Raw genomic sequence first — 19211 nt, forward strand, 5'->3', positions numbered from 1 at the left:
AAGATGTCTGAACCACGTTTCGTCCACCTACGGGTGCACAGCGACTACTCCATGATCGATGGGCTGGCGAAAACCGGACCGCTGGTAAAAAAGGCGGCCGCATTAGGCATGCCTGCGCTGGCGATCACCGATTTTACCAACCTTTGTGGTCTGGTGAAGTTTTACGGAGCGGGCCATGGCGCGGGTATCAAGCCGATAGTTGGCGCAGATTTTCATGTCCGCAGTGAGCTGTTGGGCGATGAACTCACGCAGCTTACCGTGCTGGCCGCAAATAATACCGGCTATCAGAACCTGACGTTGTTGATTTCGAAAGCCTATCAGCGCGGCTATGGCGCAGAAGGACCGGTTATCGACCGGGACTGGTTGGTCGAGTTAAAAGAAGGTTTGATTTTGCTCTCCGGCGGTCGCATGGGTGATGTCGGACGAAGTCTGCTGCGCGGCAATAACGCACTGGTTGACGAGTGCGTGGCGTTTTACGAAGAACATTTTCCCAATTGCTATTTCCTCGAACTGATTCGCACCGGCAGGCAAGATGAAGAAAATTATCTGCACGCAGCCGTAGCACTGGCCGAAACGCGTGGTCTACCGGTGGTGGCGACTAACGATGTCCGCTTCCTTGAAACCGGAGATTTCGATGCGCATGAAATCCGCGTAGCGATCCACGACGGCTTTACCCTTGATGACCCGAAACGCCCGCGTAACTATTCGCCGCAGCAGTACATGCGCAGCGAAGATGAGATGTGCGAGCTGTTCTCCGATATTCCGGAAGCACTGCAAAACACCGTCGAGATAGCTAAACGCTGCAACGTGACGGTGCGTCTGGGCGAATATTTCCTGCCGCAGTTCCCGACCGGCGATATGACCACCGAAGATTTCCTTGTGGCGAAATCACGCGAAGGGCTGGAAGAACGTCTCGAATTTTTGTTCCCTGACCCTGAAGTTCGTGCGCAGAAGCGCCCACCTTACGATGAACGTCTGGAAGTTGAACTTAAAGTTATCAACCAGATGGGATTCCCGGGCTACTTCCTGATCGTTATGGAATTTATCCAGTGGTCGAAAGATAACGGCGTACCGGTAGGCCCGGGACGTGGTTCCGGTGCTGGCTCACTTGTTGCCTATGCGCTGAAAATTACCGATCTCGACCCGCTGGAATTTGACCTGCTGTTCGAACGTTTCCTTAACCCGGAACGTGTCTCAATGCCCGACTTCGACGTTGACTTCTGTATGGAGAAACGCGACCAGGTCATCGAGCACGTGGCGGAAATGTACGGTCGTGATGCGGTTTCGCAGATTATTACCTTCGGTACGATGGCAGCAAAAGCGGTTATCCGCGACGTGGGCCGCGTACTGGGGCATCCGTACGGCTTCGTTGACCGTATTTCGAAGCTAGTACCGCCCGATCCGGGCATGACGCTGGCAAAAGCCTTTGAAGCCGAACCCCAACTGCCGGAAATCTATGAGGCAGATGAAGAGGTTAAAGCGCTGATCGATATGGCGCGTAAGCTGGAAGGCGTCACGCGTAACGCCGGTAAGCACGCTGGTGGTGTGGTTATCGCACCGACCAAAATTACTGATTTTGCTCCGCTGTACTGTGATGAACAGGGGCTGCACCCGGTTACTCAGTTTGATAAGAACGATGTGGAATATGCCGGTCTTGTGAAGTTCGACTTCCTCGGCCTGCGTACGCTCACCATCATCAACTGGGCGCTGGAAATGATCAACGCGCGCCGTGAAAAGAACGGTGAGCCACCGCTGGATATTGCGGCTATCCCGCTGGATGACAAGAAAAGCTTCGATATGCTGCAACGCTCGGAGACCACGGCGGTCTTCCAGCTTGAATCCCGCGGCATGAAAGACCTGATCAAACGTCTGCAGCCTGACTGCTTCGAAGATATGATCGCACTGGTGGCTCTGTTCCGCCCTGGCCCGCTACAGTCGGGAATGGTAGATAACTTTATCGACCGTAAGCATGGTCGCGAAGAGATTTCCTATCCGGATGTACAATGGCAGCATGAGTGTCTGAAACCGGTACTGGAGCCGACCTACGGCATTATCCTGTATCAGGAACAGGTTATGCAGATTGCCCAGGAGTTGTCCGGGTACACCCTTGGCGGCGCGGATATGCTGCGTCGTGCGATGGGTAAGAAAAAGCCGGAAGAGATGGCCAAGCAGCGCGGCACCTTTGAAGAAGGGGCGAAAAAGCGCGGCGTAGACGGCGAACTGGCGATGAAAATCTTTGACCTGGTGGAGAAATTCGCCGGTTACGGATTTAACAAATCGCACTCCGCTGCCTATGCGCTGGTTTCTTACCAGACTCTGTGGCTGAAGGCGCATTATCCTGCCGAGTTTATGGCGGCGGTAATGACCGCCGATATGGATAACACAGAGAAAGTCGTCGGACTGGTGGATGAATGCTGGCGCATGGGGCTCAAAATCCTGCCGCCGGATATCAACTCCGGGCTTTACCATTTTCACGTGAATGATGATGGCGAGATTGTTTATGGCATCGGCGCGATAAAAGGCGTGGGTGAAGGGCCAATTGAAGCTATTATTGAGGCGCGTAACGAAGGCGGCTACTTCCGTGAGCTGTTTGATCTCTGCGCGCGCACGGATATCAAAAAACTTAACCGCCGGGTGCTGGAAAAGCTAATCATGTCCGGGGCGTTTGATCGCCTTGGCCCGCATCGTGCGGCGTTGATGAATTCGCTCAACGACGCACTAAAAGCCGCCGATCAGCATGCAAAAGCCGAAGCTATTGGTCAGGCCGATATGTTTGGCGTGCTGGCGGAAGAACCGGAGCAAATTGAACAATCCTATGCCAGCTGCCAACCGTGGCCGGAGCAGGTGGTATTAGACGGTGAGCGTGAAACGTTGGGGCTTTACCTGACGGGACACCCCATCAACCAGTATTTAAAAGAAATTGAGCGCTATGTCGGAGGCTACAGGCTGAAAGACATGCATCCGACAGAACGTGGTAAAGTCACCACGGCTGCGGGGCTCGTCATTGCTGCGCGGGTAATGGTCACCAAGCGCGGCAATCGTATCGGCATCTGTACACTGGATGACCGTTCCGGACGTCTGGAGGTTATGTTGTTTACCGATGCTCTGGATAAATACCAGCAATTGCTGGAAAAAGACCGCATACTTATCGTCAGCGGACAGGTCAGCTTTGATGACTTCAGTGGCGGGCTTAAAATGATGGCCCGTGAAGTCATGGATATTGACGAAGCCCGGGAAAAATATGCTCGCGGGCTTGCTATCTCGCTGACGGACAGGCAAATTGATGACCAGCTTTTAAACCGACTCCGTCAGTCTCTGGAACCCCACCGCTCGGGGACAATTCCAGTACATCTCTACTATCAGAGGGCGGATGCACGTGCGCGGTTGCGTTTTGGCGCGACGTGGCGTGTCTCTCCGAGCGATCGTTTGCTAAACGATCTCCGTGGCCTTATTGGTTCGGAGCAGGTGGAACTGGAGTTTGACTAATACAGGAATACTATGAGTCTGAATTTCCTTGATTTTGAACAGCCGATTGCAGAGCTGGAAGCAAAAATCGATTCTTTGACTGCGGTTAGCCGTCAGGATGAGAAACTGGATATTAACATCGATGAAGAAGTGCATCGTCTGCGTGAAAAAAGCGTAGAACTGACGCGTAAAATCTTCGCCGATCTTGGCGCATGGCAGGTAGCCCAACTGGCGCGCCATCCACAGCGTCCGTACACCCTGGATTATGTCCGCCTGGCGTTTGATGAATTTGATGAGCTGGCGGGCGATCGAGCCTATGCGGATGATAAAGCTATTGTCGGCGGTATCGCGCGTCTGGATGGCCGTCCGGTGATGATCATTGGTCATCAGAAAGGCCGTGAGACCAAAGAAAAGATTCGCCGTAATTTCGGCATGCCAGCGCCGGAAGGCTATCGCAAAGCGCTGCGCCTGATGGAAATGGCCGAGCGCTTCAACATGCCGATCATTACCTTCATCGACACCCCAGGGGCTTACCCGGGCGTGGGGGCGGAAGAACGTGGTCAGTCAGAAGCGATTGCGCGCAACCTGCGCGAAATGTCACGTCTGAGCGTGCCGGTAATCTGCACCGTTATTGGTGAAGGTGGTTCCGGAGGCGCGCTGGCTATCGGTGTGGGCGATAAAGTGAATATGCTGCAGTACAGCACCTATTCCGTTATCTCCCCGGAAGGTTGTGCTTCCATTCTGTGGAAAAGCGCCGACAAAGCGCCGCTGGCCGCAGAAGCAATGGGAATTATCGCGCCGCGTCTGAAAGAGCTGAAGCTGATTGACTCTATCATCCCGGAACCGCTGGGCGGCGCGCACCGCAACCCTGAAGTAATGGCTGCGTCCCTGAAGGCACAGCTGCTGGCCGATCTCGCCGATCTCGACGTGTTAAGCAAAGATGATCTGAAAAACCGTCGTTACCAGCGTCTGATGAGCTACGGTTACGCGTAAACTGCATTAATTCTGAAAAGGGCCACAATGCTGTGGCCCTTTTTTTTACCTGTGGTTTGGCCAGGCTATGATTAACTAAGGTTTTTCCAGGAGGAACGCATGAATATCATTGCCATCATGGGACCGCATGGCGTCTTTTATAAAGATGAGCCCATCAAGGAACTTGAATGTGCGCTGCAGCAGCAGGGGTTTCAGATTATCTGGCCGCAGAATAGCGTCGACCTGCTGAAGTTTATCGAACATAACCCGCGAATTTGCGGCGTCATTTTTGACTGGGATGAATACAGTCTGGAACTGTGCAGCGACATCAACCAGCTCAACGAGTATCTCCCGCTCTACGCCTTTATTAATACCCATTCGACGATGGATGTCAGTGCGCACGACCTGCGCATGGCGCTGTGGTTTTTTGAGTATGCGCTGGGTCAGTCTGAAGACATTGCCACCCGCATCCGCCAGTACACCAGCGAATACCTCGATAACATCACGCCTCCTTTCACCAAAGCGCTGTTTACCTATGTGAAGGAAGGGAAGTATACCTTCTGCACGCCTGGGCACATGGCGGGAACGGCGTACCAGAAAAGTCCGGTCGGCTGCCTGTTCTATGATTTCTTTGGCGGTAATACGCTGAAAGCCGACGTGTCCATTTCCGTAACCGAACTGGGCTCATTGCTTGATCATACCGGTCCGCACCTGGAAGCGGAGGAGTATATCGCGCGTACTTTTGGTGCCGAGCAGAGCTATATGGTGACCAACGGCACCTCGACATCGAACAAGATTGTCGGTATGTATGCTGCACCTGCAGGCAGTACGCTCCTGATTGACCGCAACTGCCATAAGTCACTGGCGCATTTGCTGATGATGAGTGATGTGGTGCCAATCTGGCTGAAGCCTACGCGTAACGCGCTGGGGATCCTCGGCGGTATACCCCGTCGGGAATTTACCCACGCAAGCATTGAACGCAAAGTTGAGGAAACCAATCAGGCGCAATGGCCGGTCCACGCGGTGATCACCAACTCCACCTATGATGGCCTGTTGTATAACACCAACTGGATCAAACAAACGCTGGATGTGCCCTCCATCCATTTTGATTCAGCCTGGGTGCCGTATACCCATTTTCATCCGATCTATCAGGGGAAAAGCGGGATGAGCGGCGAACGGGTACCGGGAAAAGTGATTTTTGAAACCCAGTCCACCCACAAGATGCTGGCGGCGTTGTCACAGGCTTCGCTGATCCACATTAAGGGCGACTATGATGAAGACACGTTCAACGAAGCCTTTATGATGCACACCTCTACGTCTCCGAGCTATCCGATAGTGGCGTCGATAGAAACGGCGGCGGCAATGCTGCGTGGCAATTCAGGCAAGCGGTTAATCAATCGTTCGGTGGAACGGGCGCTGCATTTCCGTAAAGAAGTGCAGCGTCTGCGTGAAGAGTCGGATGGTTGGTTCTTTGATATCTGGCAGCCGGAAAAGGTAGATGAAGCAGAATGTTGGCCGGTAGCGCCAGGTGAAGACTGGCACGGATTTGTTGATGCTGATGCCGACCACATGTTCCTTGACCCGGTGAAGGTCACGATTTTGACGCCGGGAATGGATGAACAGGGAAATATGAGCGAAGAGGGGATCCCCGCGGCGCTGGTGGCGAAATTCCTTGATGAACGCGGCGTCGTAGTCGAGAAGACGGGACCGTATAACCTGTTGTTCCTGTTCAGCATTGGTATTGATAAAACCCGGGCGATGGGGCTGCTACGTGGCCTGACGGAATTTAAGCGCTCGTACGATCTGAATTTACGTGTGAAAAATATGCTGCCGGATCTATATGCTGAAGATCCCGATTTCTATCGCAATATGCGTATTCAGGATCTGGCGCAGGGGATCCATCAGTTGATCCGCCAGCACGATCTCTCCGGGTTGATGCTGCGGGCATTTGATACCTTGCCGGAAATGAAAATGACGCCGCACCAGGCCTGGCAGCGGCAGATCAAAGGTGAAGTCGAAACGGTAGCACTTGATCAACTGGTGGGGCGCGTTTCTGCCAATATGATCCTGCCTTATCCCCCCGGCGTGCCGCTTTTGATGCCCGGGGAAATGATCACTGCCAAAAGCCGGGCTGTCCTCGATTTTCTTCTGATGCTGTGCTCGGTAGGGCAGCGCTACCCTGGATTTGAAACCGATATCCATGGCGCTAAACTGGGTGAGGATGGCCTGTATCGCGTGAGAGTCTTAAAAATGGCATAACGACTTGCCTGACCCCAAGACGTTCGAGTAACGTTCTGACAGAAAAATGAAAGAGGCGATGACGCTATGCTGGGATTAAAACAGGTTCACCATATTGCCATTATTGCGACTGACTACGCGGCGAGTAAGGCATTTTACTGCGATGTGCTTGGCTTTACACTGATGAGCGAAGCCTATCGGGAAGAGAGAGACTCGTGGAAAGGCGATCTGGCATTGAACGGCCAGTATGTGATTGAGCTTTTTTCTTTCCCGTTTCCACCTTGCCGTCCGAGCCGACCGGAAGCCTGCGGTTTGCGTCATCTGGCGTTCAGCGTAGATGACGTGGAAAAGGCGATAATTCATCTGGAAAGCCATGATGTGAAATGCGAGCCGGTACGAATCGATCCGTTTACCGGCAAACGTTTTACGTTTTTTAACGATCCGGACGGATTACCCCTCGAACTGTACGAGCTGTAAGGCTTGTCATTGTGGCGTTAGCCCGGTAACGTGCCGGGCAATGCCATTGTAAGTAACCATCATGACGACACTCACGCTGAACACTTCGCTGCTGAATTCTCAATCGATTCTGGTCGCCTTTAGCGGCGGGCTGGATTCCACCGTATTGCTGCATCAGTTGGTGCAGTGGCGAGCGCTGCATCCTGATGTTGCTTTACGCGCAATCCACATTCATCACGGATTAAGCCCACACGCAGACAGTTGGGTACAGCACTGTGAGTCGGTATGCGCGCAGTGGCAAGTGCCGCTGGTGGTTGAGCGGGTATACCTTGAGGATGATGGTCTGGGCATCGAAGCCCAGGCGCGACGCGCGCGCTATCAGGCGTTTGCGCAGACCTTACTACCGGGCGAGGTGCTGATGACCGCACAGCATCTCGATGACCAGTGTGAAACCTTTCTGCTGGCGCTTAAACGCGGCAGTGGTCCTGCCGGACTTTCCGCCATGGGGGAAAGCTCTCCGTTTGCCGGAACCCAACTGATTCGACCGCTGCTGGCGCAAACGCGAGAGGCGCTTGAAGCATGGGCACGGCAGCATGAATTATGCTGGATTGAAGATGAAAGCAATCAGGATGATACCTACGATCGCAATTTCCTCAGATTGCGCGTTACCCCATTGCTCCAACAGCGCTGGCCGCACTTCGCGCAAGCCGTTGCTCGCAGCGCTGCGCTGTGCGCTGAGCAGGAGAGTTTATTGGATGAACTGCTGGCCAGCGATTTAGCCGATTGCATCACATCCCGCGGAACACTGTTACTGACGCCATTAATGATGATGAGCGGCGTGCGTCGTGCCGCGCTGCTTCGTCGCTGGCTGGCGGGGTTAAATGCGCCGATGCCTTCCCGTGATGGGCTGGAACGTATCTGGCAGGAAGTGGCGCTGGCGCGGGAAGATGCGTCACCAAGTTTTCGCCTCGGGGAGTTCGAGGTCCGTCGTTATCAGTCACAGCTGTGGTGGGTGAAGTCAGTCGATGGGCAAAGCGAAACTATTATCCCGTGGTTAGAGTGGAAAACACCGTTGACGCTGCCTACCGGATTGGGTTCGGTTCAGTTAATCTCTGCGGGTGATTTGCGCTTGCCACAAGCGGATGAAGTCGTCAGTATCCGTTTTAAAGCGCCAGGGTTATTGCATATTGTCGGGCGTAACGGCGGACGGAAATTAAAGAAAATCTGGCAGGAGCAGGGGATCCCGCCCTGGCGACGAGATACCACACCGCTGCTGTTTTACGGCGAAACGTTGATTTCGGCTGCGGGTGTTTTCGTGACGCGTGAGGGGACGGCAGAAGGTGAAGAAGGCGTAAGTCTGGTATGGCATGCCTGATGGCGCTGCGCTTATCAGGCCTACGTTTCACATGGAAAGTAGGCCGGATAAGGCGAAAAAAGTTAAGATTCGCTGACCACCACGGTACCGATCTGCGGGTGGCTGAAGCTGGCAATTTTGTCGAGACGAAGCTCCCGGGTTTCACCTGCGACATCTGCGACCAGATACTCCACGTTTTTACGTGAAACCAGGTCGTTCGCTTTCGCCTGCAAAACTTCGCCATCTTTTAGCGCCAACGTCAGTAACAAATGGTGCTGGCAGGCGAGTTCAAGATTGTCGTAATCATCGCAGTTGATGGGTTGATACGTTTCATTCATTGACATAATCGCTCACCAGTAAGTTCGCGGCAGCATACGCCGCTTTTTCCCTGACCGACTCTGGAAGGGCGCTGTCTGCCGCCACTTCATTAAGCACCTTCAATACGCAACCCAGCGCATCCGGGATATACCCTAAGTCTCCGCTGGCGATTTCCGCGTACCGCTTGCGTATTAACTCACAATATTTTTCCACATGCCCTCCTGTCAGCACTCTGACTTAACCGTGGATGCAAGTCTAAGCCTACGAAGATAAACTCTGTTTAGCAAGGTGACTATACCATACTCATTCAAGCAATATCAGCGCCTTGATAGAGGAGCAGTTAGCAGCCTTTTGCCGCAGTTTTCGCTACAATGTGCGCCTGATTCGAAAGGAGTTCTCTCATGGCGCTTAAAGCGACAATTTATAAAGCCGTCGTCAACGTAGCGGATCTTGACCGCAACCAGTTCCTTGACGCGGCCTTGACGCTGGCGCGTCACCCCTCTGAAACCCAGGAGCGCATGATGTTGCGCCTGCTGGCCTGGATCAAATATGCCGATGAACGGCTGCAGTTCACGCGTGGCCTGAGTGCGGAAGACGAGCCTGAAGCATGGCTGCGTAACGACCATCTGGGTATCGATCTCTGGATTGAGCTGGGTCTGCCGGATGAGCGCCGTATTAAAAAAGCCTGTACCCAGTCTGGTGAGGTTGCCCTGTTTGCTTACAACAGCCGTGCGGCTCAGATCTGGTGGCAGCAAAATCAGAACAAGTGCGCGCAGTTTAAAAATCTGACCGTGTGGTATCTGGATGATGAACAACTGGCGCAACTGAGTGATTTTGCAGGTCGTACAATGGCGCTGCAGGCAACTATCCAGGACGGTGCTATCTGGCTGTCTGACTCTCAGAACAATCTGGAAATTCATCTGACCGCGTGGCAGCCGCGTTCATGATTGTTATCTCCCGAAACGTCTCTATCCCTGATAATGAGCTGGAAATCACGGCGATTCGGGCGCAGGGCGCGGGCGGTCAGCACGTTAACAAGACCTCGACGGCTATCCATTTGCGCTTTGACATTCGGGCCTCTGGCCTGCCAGAGTATTACAAGGAACGTCTGCTTGCCGCCAGCCATCATCTGATTAGCGGTGATGGCGTTATTATCATTAAGGCGCAGGAATACCGTAGCCAGGAGCTTAATCGGGAAGCGGCAATCTCCCGGCTGGTAGCGGTGATAAAAGAATTAACCGCAGTGCAAAAAAGCCGACAGGCAACTCGCCCTACACGCGCCTCGAAAGAGCGCAGGTTGTCATCGAAGGCGCAAAAATCCACAGTGAAAGCACTGCGTGGGAGAGTTCGTCGAACGCAAGACTGACGAGCGGGAATAAAAATTTATAAGGAATTGATAGTGAAAACAGCAATATTGTCCGTAGTCGCTGCATGCACGCTTTTTTCCTTGATCGGCTGTAATAATCGTACTGAAGTTGAAGTACTACAGCCGACGCGGGCGGCAGAATTAAAACCGATGCAGCAAAGCTGGCGTGGCATCTTACCTTGCGCGGACTGTGAAGGGATTGAAACCTCTCTGTTTCTGGAGAAAGACGGTACATGGGTGATGAACGAACGTTATCAGGGCGTGCGGGATGAACCGTCTTCGTTTGCCTCTTATGGCACATGGGCGCGCACTGCCGACAAGCTGGTGCTGACCGACAGCAAAGGTGAAAAGTCGTACTACCGGGCTAAAGGCGAGGCGCTGGAAATGCTCGATCGTGAAGGTAACCCGATTGAGTCACAGTTTAACTACACACTCCAGCCAGTTTCCGCCAGCTTACCGGTGACGCCAATGCCGATGCGAGGCATGTATTTCTATATGGCTGACGCGGCAATCTTTACCGACTGCGCAACGGGTAAACGGATGCCGGTGGCGAATAATGCTCAGCTTGAACGTGACTATTTAGCTGCGCGTGCAGAAAACGGACAGTCCGTATTGCTGACGCTTGAGGCGCATTTCACGCTGGAGTCAAACCCGGATACGGGTGAGAAAGTGAAAACGTTGATGGCGGATAAAGACGCGAAATTTATCCCCGGTAAAGCGTGTAATTAATCGATAGAAAAAAGGCCCTGATAATCAGGGCCTTTTTGTTGGTATTAGCCTTTAATGGCTTTGACCAGGAAGTCGACGATGTCGCCGGTTTTAATCAGCTCTTTCTCGCCGTTACGACGGTATTTGTATTCGATATCGTCGTTGTCGAGGTTACGGTCGCCCAGCACGATAGTGTGCGGAATACCGATCAGTTCCATATCGGCAAACATCACGCCCGGACGCTCTTTACGGTCGTCCATTAGCACTTCAATACCCTGAGCGCGCAGCTCAGCGTACAGTTTTTCAGCCAGTTCCTGCACGCGGTAGGACTTGTGCATGTTCATCGGCAAAATCGCGACCTGGAACGGAGCAATGGCGTCTGGCCATACGATGCCGCGATCGTCATAGTTCTGTTCGATAGCAGCAGCAACCACGCGAGTGACCCCGATACCGTAGCAACCCATGGTCAGGATCTGGTTACGACCATCTTCGCCCTGTACGGCGGCTTTCATCGCTTCAGAGTACTTGGTACCCAACTGGAAGATGTGGCCGACTTCGATACCGCGTTTGATCATCAGCGTACCTTTGCCGTCCGGGCTCGGGTCGCCGGCGACCACGTTACGGATGTCTGCAACTTCCGGGGTGACTACGTCGCGATCCCAGTTGATACCGAAATAGTGTTTACCGTCGATGTTGGCACCGGCAGCGAAATCGCTCATTACTGCAACGGTACGGTCGATAACCACCGGAATCGGCATATTCACCGGACCGAGCGAGCCTGGACCTGCTTTTACCAACGCACGAATTTCTTCTTCGGTGGCAAAGGTCAGCGGGCTGGCAACCTGCGGCAGTTTTTCCGCTTTGACTTCGTTCAGCTCGTGATCGCCACGAACCAGCAGGGCGACCAGCGGGTAGCTGCTGCCTTCAACCGCTTTCACCAGCAGGGTTTTCACGGTTTTTTCGATAGGCAGGTTGAACTGCTCAACCAGTTCGGCGATGGTTTTGGCGTTCGGAGTATCAACCAGCGTCATTTCCTGAGTTGCTGCTGCGCGCGGCTCTTTCGGCGCAACGGCTTCGGCGAATTCGATGTTCGCCGCATAATCGGAGGAGTCGGAGAAGATCACATCGTCTTCACCGCTCTGTGCCAGCACCTGGAATTCGTGAGAGGCGCTGCCGCCAATAGAACCGGTATCCGCTTGTACTGCACGGAAATCCAGCCCCATACGGCTGAAGATTTTGCTGTACGCAGCGTACATCGCATCGTAGGTTTCCTGCAGGGATTCCTGAGAGGTGTGGAAAGAGTAGGCATCTTTCATCAGGAATTCGCGGGAACGCATCACGCCGAAACGCGGACGGACTTCGTCGCGGAATTTGGTCTGGATCTGATAGAAGTTCAGCGGCAGCTGTTTGTAAGAGCTCAGCTCGTTACGGATCAAGTCGGTGATCACTTCTTCATGCGTTGGGCCGAGGACGAACGAACGATCGCCACGGTCAGCAATACGCAGCAGTTCCGGGCCGTATTGTTCCCAACGGCCGCTCTCTTCCCACAGTTCAGAAGGCTGAACGACCGGCATCAACACCTCGATCGCACCGGCGTTGTTCATCTCTTCACGCACGATATTTTCGACTTTTTTCAGGACGCGCACGCCGGTCGGCAGCCAGGTATATAACCCGGAGGCCAGCTTGCGGATCATCCCGGCGCGCAGCATCAGCTGGTGGCTGATGACTTCGGCGTCGGCAGGTGTCTCCTTCAGAGTGGAGAGCAGATATTGGCTAGTACGCATGTTGTTACGGTTCCAGTTGAACGATCGAACAGGCTCAAAACGAGCCTGGCACAAAACAAAAGTGGTTTAGTTTACCAGCGAGAAAGGGATGTCAAAAGAGTACGCGACGCAAATTAGCGGGCTTCCAGAGCAAAGACCTCAAATCCTGACGGTGTGACGCGCCAGCGGACGTTAAAGTCCAGCAGCCAGACGGCGTAGGTTTTGCCTTCTTCCTCATTTTTACGGTAGGCAGGACGCGGATCCTGCGCCAGCACTTCGGTAATAAACTGACGAAGACGCGGGTAACGTTGTTCGAGCTTTGGTAGTTGCTCCGCGAGATCTTCACTGAACGTGACCTCGACGCTGGCCTGAGGTGCGTCCTGGGCATAGCTGGCACGAGCATCAGGCAGCGATTCGGCAAACGGCAGATACGGCTTAATATCCACTACTGGCGTTCCGTCAACAAGGTCCAGTCCACCGAGTTCGAGGATTACGTGCTCTTTATGGCAGCGGATGCCCCGCAGCTCTACCAACGACATGCCAACAGGGTTAGGACGAAACGTTGAACGTGTGGCAAAGACACCCATTCTGGCGTTGCCACCAAGACGGGGAGGGCGCACGGTCGGACGCCATCCACCTTCCATTGTCTGGTGAAAAACAAAAATCACCCACAAATGACTGAAGGCTTCCAGGCCGCGAACGGCATCGGCCTGGTTATAAGGTGCGAGCAAATGCAGTTCGCCGCAGGCGCTTTTCACCAGACCTGGCTGGCGTGGAACGGCGAACTTTTCTTTATATGGTGAGCGGATAACGCCTATTTGCTCGAACTGAAAATGGCTCATTTCGCCGAAATGTTCAGTGCAGAACCGATGCAAACCGCCTGACGATAGCAACCCGGTGTTCCGCTGGTCACTTCGCAACTGTGCAGCAATACCGCATTAGCTTTCATTTTTGATGCGTTAATCTGCATGCGTTTGCGCGCGGTTGGAATGCTCGGAGGGGAATCCTGGTTGGATGCCTGGCAGGATTCACCGCTAACTTCGCCAAGATCGCGGAACGGCTTGCCTACTAAATCTTCAGCGTTAGTAATGATTCTTACCGGCGTCGCGCGCGGTGCTTTCGGTTTTTCCGGCTCCGCTTTCGGCGGGGTTGCGGTGCTTTGAACGGGTTCAACAGGGGATCTGCTTAACATAGAACAGCCGCTCAGCAAGAGTGCTACTAAACAGATCGGTAAAGCACGCATAATATTTCCTCAATGAATGATCTAAACGTCAGATATTGAATCAGGTGCTTGCATAAATGACAAGACGGGCAAGCGCCCGTCCTGATGATATTACATATTCTGTAAACAGCCTAAAATTACCAGCCCTTAACAGCACCGCCGTTAAAGACTTTGTTTGCTGCTTCGTACACTTCATCAGACTGATATGCCTGAACGAATTTCTTCACGTTCTCAGCATCTTTGTTGTCTTCACGCGTCACGATCAGGTTTACGTACGGAGAATCTTTATCTTCAACAAAGATACCGTCTTTTGCCGGGGTCAGGCCGATCTGGCTGGCGTAGGTGGTGTTGATGACCGCCAGTGCGATTTGAGCATCGTCCAGAGAACGCGGCAGCTGCGGCGCTTCCAGTTCAACCAGCTTCAGATTTTTCGGGTTTTCAATCACGTCCAGCGCGGTCGGCAGCAGGCCAACACCATCTTTCAGCTTGATTAAGCCCACTTTTTGCAGCAGCAGCAAGGAACGGCCAAGGTTAGTCGGGTCGTTTGGAATCGCGACCTGTGAACCGTCCTGCAGCTCATCCAGTGATTTGATTTTTTTGGAATAGCCCGCAATCGGGTAAACAAAAGTATTGCCTACAGCAACCAGCTTGTAACCGCGATCTTTGATCTGCTGATCCAGGTACGGTTTGTGCTGGAAGGCGTTAGCATCGATATCGCCTTTGCTCAGCGCTTCGTTAGGCAGAACGTAATCGTTAAACGTGACCAGCTCAACGTCCAGACCGTATTTTTCTTTAGCTACTTTCTGCGCGACTTCTGCAACCTGCTGCTCTGCGCCAACAATAACGCCCACTTTGATGTGATTAGGATCTTTTTCATCCTGACCGCAACCCACAAGTGCCAGAGAACCGATCAGGGCTCCAACTGCCGCAAAGGTTTTGAATTTGAACGCCATGCTTATTTCCTTTTCTTAATGAGTTTTTAGTGTTGTGTGCAACGTTATTTGTGCGTGACAGCCCGGACGATGCGATCGCCGGATAACTGAATTAAATAAACCAGAACGACGAGCAATACCAGTACTGTATTCATTACTGTAGCGTTGTAACCAATATAGCCGTACTGATAACCAATCTGTCCAAGACCACCGGCACCGACGGCACCGCCCATCGCGGAGTAACCAACCAGCGTGATAAGGGTGATGGTGGCCGCATTGACCAGTCCTGGCAGCGCTTCTGGTAGTAATACCTTACGTACAATTTGCAGCGGCGTGGCGCCCATCGCACGAGAGGCTTCTATTAGCCCGGTCGGGATTTCGAGCAGCGCGTTTTCCACCATACGGGCGATAAACGGCGCGGCGCCGACGGTCAGCGGGACGATAGCGGCCTGCAGTCCGATAGAGGTGCCTACGATCATGCGGGTGAACGGAATCATCCACACCAATAAGATGATGAACGGGATGGAACGGAAAATGTTCACCAGCGCAGAGAGCGTACGGTAGAGCTTCGCGTTCTCAATGATTTGCCCCGGACGCGTTACGTACAGCAACACGCCAACCGGCAGACCGATCACAAAACCAAAAAAACCGGACACAAAGGTCATTGCCAGCGTTTCCCATACGCCGCGAACCAGCAGCCACATCATCGGCTCAGACATAACCCAGTACCTCTACTTTTACATGGTGTTCCTGCAACCAGTTGATGGCTGCTTGTGTATCTTCCTGTGTGCCGTGCATTTCAGTCAGCATGATGCCGAATTTCACACCGCCGGCGTAATCCATCTGCGCGCTAATAATGTTGTTATTAACGTTAAAGCGACGGGCCGTCTCAGAAAGTAGCGGCGCATCGACCGAATGACCGGTGAATTCCATACGCAACATCGGCACACTGTCTGCTTCTGGCTCGGCTTTTAACCGTTCCAGGTAATCTTCCGGGATATCCAGGTGCAGCGTGGACTGAATAAATTTCTGTGCCAGCGGCGTTTTCGGGTGTGAGAACACTTCGCTAACGGTGTCCTGTTCAATCAGTTCACCATTACTGATGACCGCCACGCAGTCACAAATGCGTTTTACAACGTCCATCTCATGGGTTATCAGCAGAATGGTAAGTCCCAGACGACGGTTAATGTCTTTCAATAATTCCAGAATCGAGCGGGTCGTTGCCGGATCGAGTGCGCTGGTGGCTTCATCACACAGCAGCACTTTGGGATTGCTTGCCAGCGCACGGGCGATTGCCACACGCTGTTTTTGTCCACCAGAAAGATTGGCCGGGTAGCTATCGTGCTTGTCACCAAGACCAACCAAATCCAACAGTTCTGTTACACGGCGTTTGATCTCTTCTTTTGGCGTGTTATCCAGTTCCAGCGGCAGCGCGACGTTGCCAAACACGGTGCGGGAAGAGAGCAGGTTAAAGTGTTGGAAAATCATGCCGATTTGACGGCGAGCTTTGGTCAGCTCTGACTCAGAAAGCGTCGTGAGTTCCTGACCGCCGACCTGAACGCTGCCTTCGGTTGGGCGTTCAAGTAAGTTAACGCAGCGGATGAGCGTACTTTTACCGGCACCGGAGGCGCCAATAACGCCATAAATCTGCCCGGCAGGAACATGCAGGCTGACGTTATTTAACGCCTGAATGGTGCGAGTCCCCTGCTGGAACACTTTGGTGATATTCGAAAGTTTAATCATTGGTTATTTATTATCGTAATTAAGTTAGCCGTGGCATTTTCGTCTGTCAGGTACGGTCGAAGCCGTCAACAAGATGGATGTTAAGGCATCCAGACGTCTAAATCAATCAGGCTTTGCGCGATGAGCACTTTCTTGCCCGCTGAAACATGCGATACTAGAGCCACATGCCTTATTCAGGAGCTATAAAAGGTGGCAAAGTCTGTACCCGCAATTTTTCTCGACCGTGACGGTACCATTAATGTGGACCACGGTTATGTACATGAGATCGACGAGTTTGAGTTTATCGACGGCGTTATTGATGCCATGCGTGAACTTAAAAAGATGGGTTACGCGCTCATTATTGTGACGAACCAGTCTGGTATCGCGCGTGGTAAATTTACTGAGGCGCAGTTTGAAACGTTGACCGAATGGATGGACTGGTCGCTGGCCGATCGCGATGTTGAGCTGGATGGCATCTACTACTGCCCGCATCACCCACAGGGCACCGTGGAAGAGTATCGTCAGGTCTGCGACTGTCGTAAACCGCATCCTGGCATGTTTATCTCCGCCCGAGACTTCTTGCACATCGATATGGCCGCTTCTTATATGGTAGGCGACAAAATTGAAGATATGCAGGCGGCGGCAGCTGCAAATGTTGGCACGAAGGTATTGGTGCGCACAGGCAAACCCGTCACGCCGGAAGCAGAAAATGCGGCAGATTTAGTCATAAATAGTCTGGCAGACCTGCCAATGGCGATAAAAAAGCAGCAAAAGTAAGCGTTGTGGGTAAAAGGTGAGCGGTTGAAACAAAAATGCATTTTTCCGCTTGTCTTCCTGAGTCGACTCCCTATAATGCGCCTCCATCGACACGGCGGATGTGAATCACTTCACACAAACAGCCGGCTCGGTTGAAGAGAAAAACCTGAAAATGAGGGTTGACTCTGAAAGAGGAAAGCGTAATATACGCCACCTCGCGACAGGGCGCTAAAGCGCGTCGCAACTGCTCTTTAACAATTTATCAGACAATCTGTGTGGGTACTCGAAGATACGGATTCTTAACGTCGCAAGACGAAAAATGAATACCAAGTCTCTGAGTGAACATACGTAATTCATTACGAAGTTTAATTCACGAGCATCAAACTTAAATTGAAGAGTTTGATCATGGCTCAGATTGAACGCTGGCGGCAGGCCTAACACATGCAAGTCGAACGGTAGCACAGAGGAGCTTGCTCCTTGGGTGACGAGTGGCGGACGGGTGAGTAATGTCTGGGAAACTGCCCGATGGAGGGGGATAACTACTGGAAACGGTAGCTAATACCGCATAACGTCGCAAGACCAAAGAGGGGGACCTTCGGGCCTCTTGCCATCGGATGTGCCCAGATGGGATTAGCTAGTAGGTGGGGTAACGGCTCACCTAGGCGACGATCCCTAGCTGGTCTGAGAGGATGACCAGCCACACTGGAACTGAGACACGGTCCAGACTCCTACGGGAGGCAGCAGTGGGGAATATTGCACAATGGGCGCAAGCCTGATGCAGCCATGCCGCGTGTATGAAGAAGGCCTTCGGGTTGTAAAGTACTTTCAGCGAGGAGGAAGGCGTTGTGGTTAATAACCGCAGCGATTGACGTTACTCGCAGAAGAAGCACCGGCTAACTCCGTGCCAGCAGCCGCGGTAATACGGAGGGTGCAAGCGTTAATCGGAATTACTGGGCGTAAAGCGCACGCAGGCGGTCTGTCAAGTCGGATGTGAAATCCCCGGGCTCAACCTGGGAACTGCATCCGAAACTGGCAGGCTAGAGTCTTGTAGAGGGGGGTAGAATTCCAGGTGTAGCGGTGAAATGCGTAGAGATCTGGAGGAATACCGGTGGCGAAGGCGGCCCCCTGGACAAAGACTGACGCTCAGGTGCGAAAGCGTGGGGAGCAAACAGGATTAGATACCCTGGTAGTCCACGCCGTAAACGATGTCGACTTGGAGGTTGTGCCCTTGAGGCGTGGCTTCCGGAGCTAACGCGTTAAGTCGACCGCCTGGGGAGTACGGCCGCAAGGTTAAAACTCAAATGAATTGACGGGGGCCCGCACAAGCGGTGGAGCATGTGGTTTAATTCGATGCAACGCGAAGAACCTTACCTACTCTTGACATCCAGAGAACTTAGCAGAGATGCTTTGGTGCCTTCGGGAACTCTGAGACAGGTGCTGCATGGCTGTCGTCAGCTCGTGTTGTGAAATGTTGGGTTAAGTCCCGCAACGAGCGCAACCCTTATCCTTTGTTGCCAGCGGTCCGGCCGGGAACTCAAAGGAGACTGCCAGTGATAAACTGGAGGAAGGTGGGGATGACGTCAAGTCATCATGGCCCTTACGAGTAGGGCTACACACGTGCTACAATGGCATATACAAAGAGAAGCGACCTCGCGAGAGCAAGCGGACCTCATAAAGTATGTCGTAGTCCGGATTGGAGTCTGCAACTCGACTCCATGAAGTCGGAATCGCTAGTAATCGTGGATCAGAATGCCACGGTGAATACGTTCCCGGGCCTTGTACACACCGCCCGTCACACCATGGGAGTGGGTTGCAAAAGAAGTAGGTAGCTTAACCTTCGGGAGGGCGCTTACCACTTTGTGATTCATGACTGGGGTGAAGTCGTAACAAGGTAACCGTAGGGGAACCTGCGGTTGGATCACCTCCTTACCTTAAAGAA

At 52.9% G+C, this 19211-nt stretch carries 17 protein-coding genes and 1 rRNA gene; 10 read left to right on the forward strand and 8 right to left on the reverse strand.

What is annotated here, in order from left to right; genetic code table 11:
• The first annotated feature begins 3 nt into the window (after nt 1-3).
• From dnaE to tilS, 5 genes are all read left to right on the forward strand, one after another.
• Entirely contained in the window at nt 4-3486 is a 3483-nt protein-coding gene (gene dnaE, locus OGV85_RS08445) for a DNA polymerase III subunit alpha (RefSeq protein ID WP_003018516.1), read from the forward strand.
• Nucleotides 3487-3498: 12 nt separating this feature from the next.
• Complete coding sequence (gene accA, locus OGV85_RS08450; RefSeq protein WP_003018513.1) at nt 3499-4458, forward strand: acetyl-CoA carboxylase carboxyl transferase subunit alpha; 960 nt, start codon at nt 3499-3501, stop codon at nt 4456-4458.
• A 99-nt stretch (nt 4459-4557) separates the two neighbouring features.
• Nucleotides 4558-6696, forward strand: a complete 2139-nt coding sequence (gene ldcC, locus OGV85_RS08455; RefSeq protein WP_032948560.1) for a lysine decarboxylase LdcC — start codon at nt 4558-4560, stop codon at nt 6694-6696.
• A 66-nt stretch (nt 6697-6762) separates the two neighbouring features.
• The gene (locus OGV85_RS08460; RefSeq protein WP_003018507.1) at nt 6763-7152 is read left to right on the forward strand and encodes a VOC family protein; all 390 of its coding nucleotides are present in this window, start codon (nt 6763-6765) and stop codon (nt 7150-7152) included.
• A gap of 61 nt (nt 7153-7213) precedes the next feature.
• Nucleotides 7214-8506, forward strand: coding sequence for a tRNA lysidine(34) synthetase TilS (gene tilS / locus OGV85_RS08465; RefSeq protein WP_061547765.1), 1293 nt, complete (start codon nt 7214-7216; stop codon nt 8504-8506).
• Nucleotides 8507-8568: 62 nt separating this feature from the next.
• Here tilS and rof read toward each other — a convergent pair whose 3' ends face one another.
• Nucleotides 8569-8829, reverse strand: a complete 261-nt coding sequence (gene rof / locus OGV85_RS08470; RefSeq protein WP_003018503.1) for a Rho-binding antiterminator — start codon at nt 8827-8829, stop codon at nt 8569-8571.
• Nucleotides 8816-9016 carry a YaeP family protein gene (locus OGV85_RS08475; protein ID WP_003018499.1) on the reverse strand — a complete coding sequence of 67 codons (201 nt, stop codon included), beginning with the start codon at nt 9014-9016 and terminating at the stop codon, nt 8816-8818. The genes rof and OGV85_RS08475 overlap by 14 nt, the downstream gene beginning before the upstream one ends.
• Nucleotides 9017-9204: 188 nt before the next feature.
• Between OGV85_RS08475 and OGV85_RS08480 the strand changes: the two genes are divergently transcribed.
• The 3 genes from OGV85_RS08480 to nlpE are packed head-to-tail and all read left to right on the forward strand — an operon-like array spanning nt 9205 to nt 10898.
• Nucleotides 9205-9750 (forward strand): YaeQ family protein, encoded by a 546-nt coding sequence (locus OGV85_RS08480; protein ID WP_003018497.1) that lies wholly within the window; start codon nt 9205-9207, stop codon nt 9748-9750.
• Nucleotides 9747-10169, forward strand: coding sequence for an alternative ribosome rescue aminoacyl-tRNA hydrolase ArfB (gene arfB, locus OGV85_RS08485; RefSeq protein WP_003018489.1), 423 nt, complete (start codon nt 9747-9749; stop codon nt 10167-10169). The genes OGV85_RS08480 and arfB overlap by 4 nt, the downstream gene beginning before the upstream one ends.
• A 30-nt stretch (nt 10170-10199) precedes the next feature.
• Nucleotides 10200-10898: an envelope stress response activation lipoprotein NlpE gene (gene nlpE / locus OGV85_RS08490; protein WP_085951559.1), complete on the forward strand. Its 699-nt coding sequence runs from the start codon at nt 10200-10202 to the stop codon at nt 10896-10898.
• Nucleotides 10899-10942: 44 nt separating this feature from the next.
• On the opposite strand, the gene proS is transcribed toward nlpE, so the two are convergent.
• From proS to metN, 6 genes are all read right to left on the reverse strand, one after another.
• Nucleotides 10943-12661, reverse strand: a complete 1719-nt coding sequence (proS, locus tag OGV85_RS08495; RefSeq protein WP_016149584.1) for a proline--tRNA ligase — start codon at nt 12659-12661, stop codon at nt 10943-10945.
• A gap of 113 nt (nt 12662-12774) precedes the next feature.
• On the reverse strand, nt 12775-13482 hold the full coding sequence (tsaA, locus tag OGV85_RS08500; RefSeq protein ID WP_049015783.1) for a tRNA (N6-threonylcarbamoyladenosine(37)-N6)-methyltransferase TrmO: 708 nt from the start codon (nt 13480-13482) through the stop codon (nt 12775-12777).
• Entirely contained in the window at nt 13479-13883 is a 405-nt protein-coding gene (gene rcsF, locus OGV85_RS08505) for an envelope stress sensor lipoprotein RcsF (RefSeq protein WP_003018477.1), read from the reverse strand. The genes tsaA and rcsF overlap by 4 nt, the downstream gene beginning before the upstream one ends.
• 116 nt (nt 13884-13999) lie before the next feature.
• Nucleotides 14000-14815, reverse strand: a complete 816-nt coding sequence (gene metQ, locus OGV85_RS08510; RefSeq protein ID WP_003018474.1) for a methionine ABC transporter substrate-binding lipoprotein MetQ — start codon at nt 14813-14815, stop codon at nt 14000-14002.
• Nucleotides 14816-14859: 44 nt separating this feature from the next.
• Nucleotides 14860-15513: a methionine ABC transporter permease MetI gene (locus OGV85_RS08515; protein ID WP_003018471.1), complete on the reverse strand. Its 654-nt coding sequence runs from the start codon at nt 15511-15513 to the stop codon at nt 14860-14862.
• A complete protein-coding gene (gene metN, locus OGV85_RS08520) occupies nt 15506-16537 on the reverse strand; it encodes a methionine ABC transporter ATP-binding protein MetN (protein WP_003018468.1) in 1032 nt (343 codons plus the stop codon). Before metN ends, OGV85_RS08515 begins: the two co-directional genes overlap by 8 nt.
• A gap of 189 nt (nt 16538-16726) precedes the next feature.
• Between metN and gmhB the strand changes: the two genes are divergently transcribed.
• Both gmhB and OGV85_RS08530 read left to right on the forward strand, forming a co-directional pair.
• The gene (gene gmhB, locus OGV85_RS08525) at nt 16727-17293 is read left to right on the forward strand and encodes a D-glycero-beta-D-manno-heptose 1,7-bisphosphate 7-phosphatase (protein ID WP_003829138.1); all 567 of its coding nucleotides are present in this window, start codon (nt 16727-16729) and stop codon (nt 17291-17293) included.
• A 366-nt stretch (nt 17294-17659) separates the two neighbouring features.
• Nucleotides 17660-19201 (forward strand): 16S ribosomal RNA (locus tag OGV85_RS08530).
• The last annotated feature ends 10 nt before the right edge of the window (nt 19202-19211 follow it).

Source organism: Citrobacter sp. Cf132 (assembly GCF_030333885.1).
GTDB classification, from domain to species: domain Bacteria; phylum Pseudomonadota; class Gammaproteobacteria; order Enterobacterales; family Enterobacteriaceae; genus Citrobacter; species Citrobacter freundii.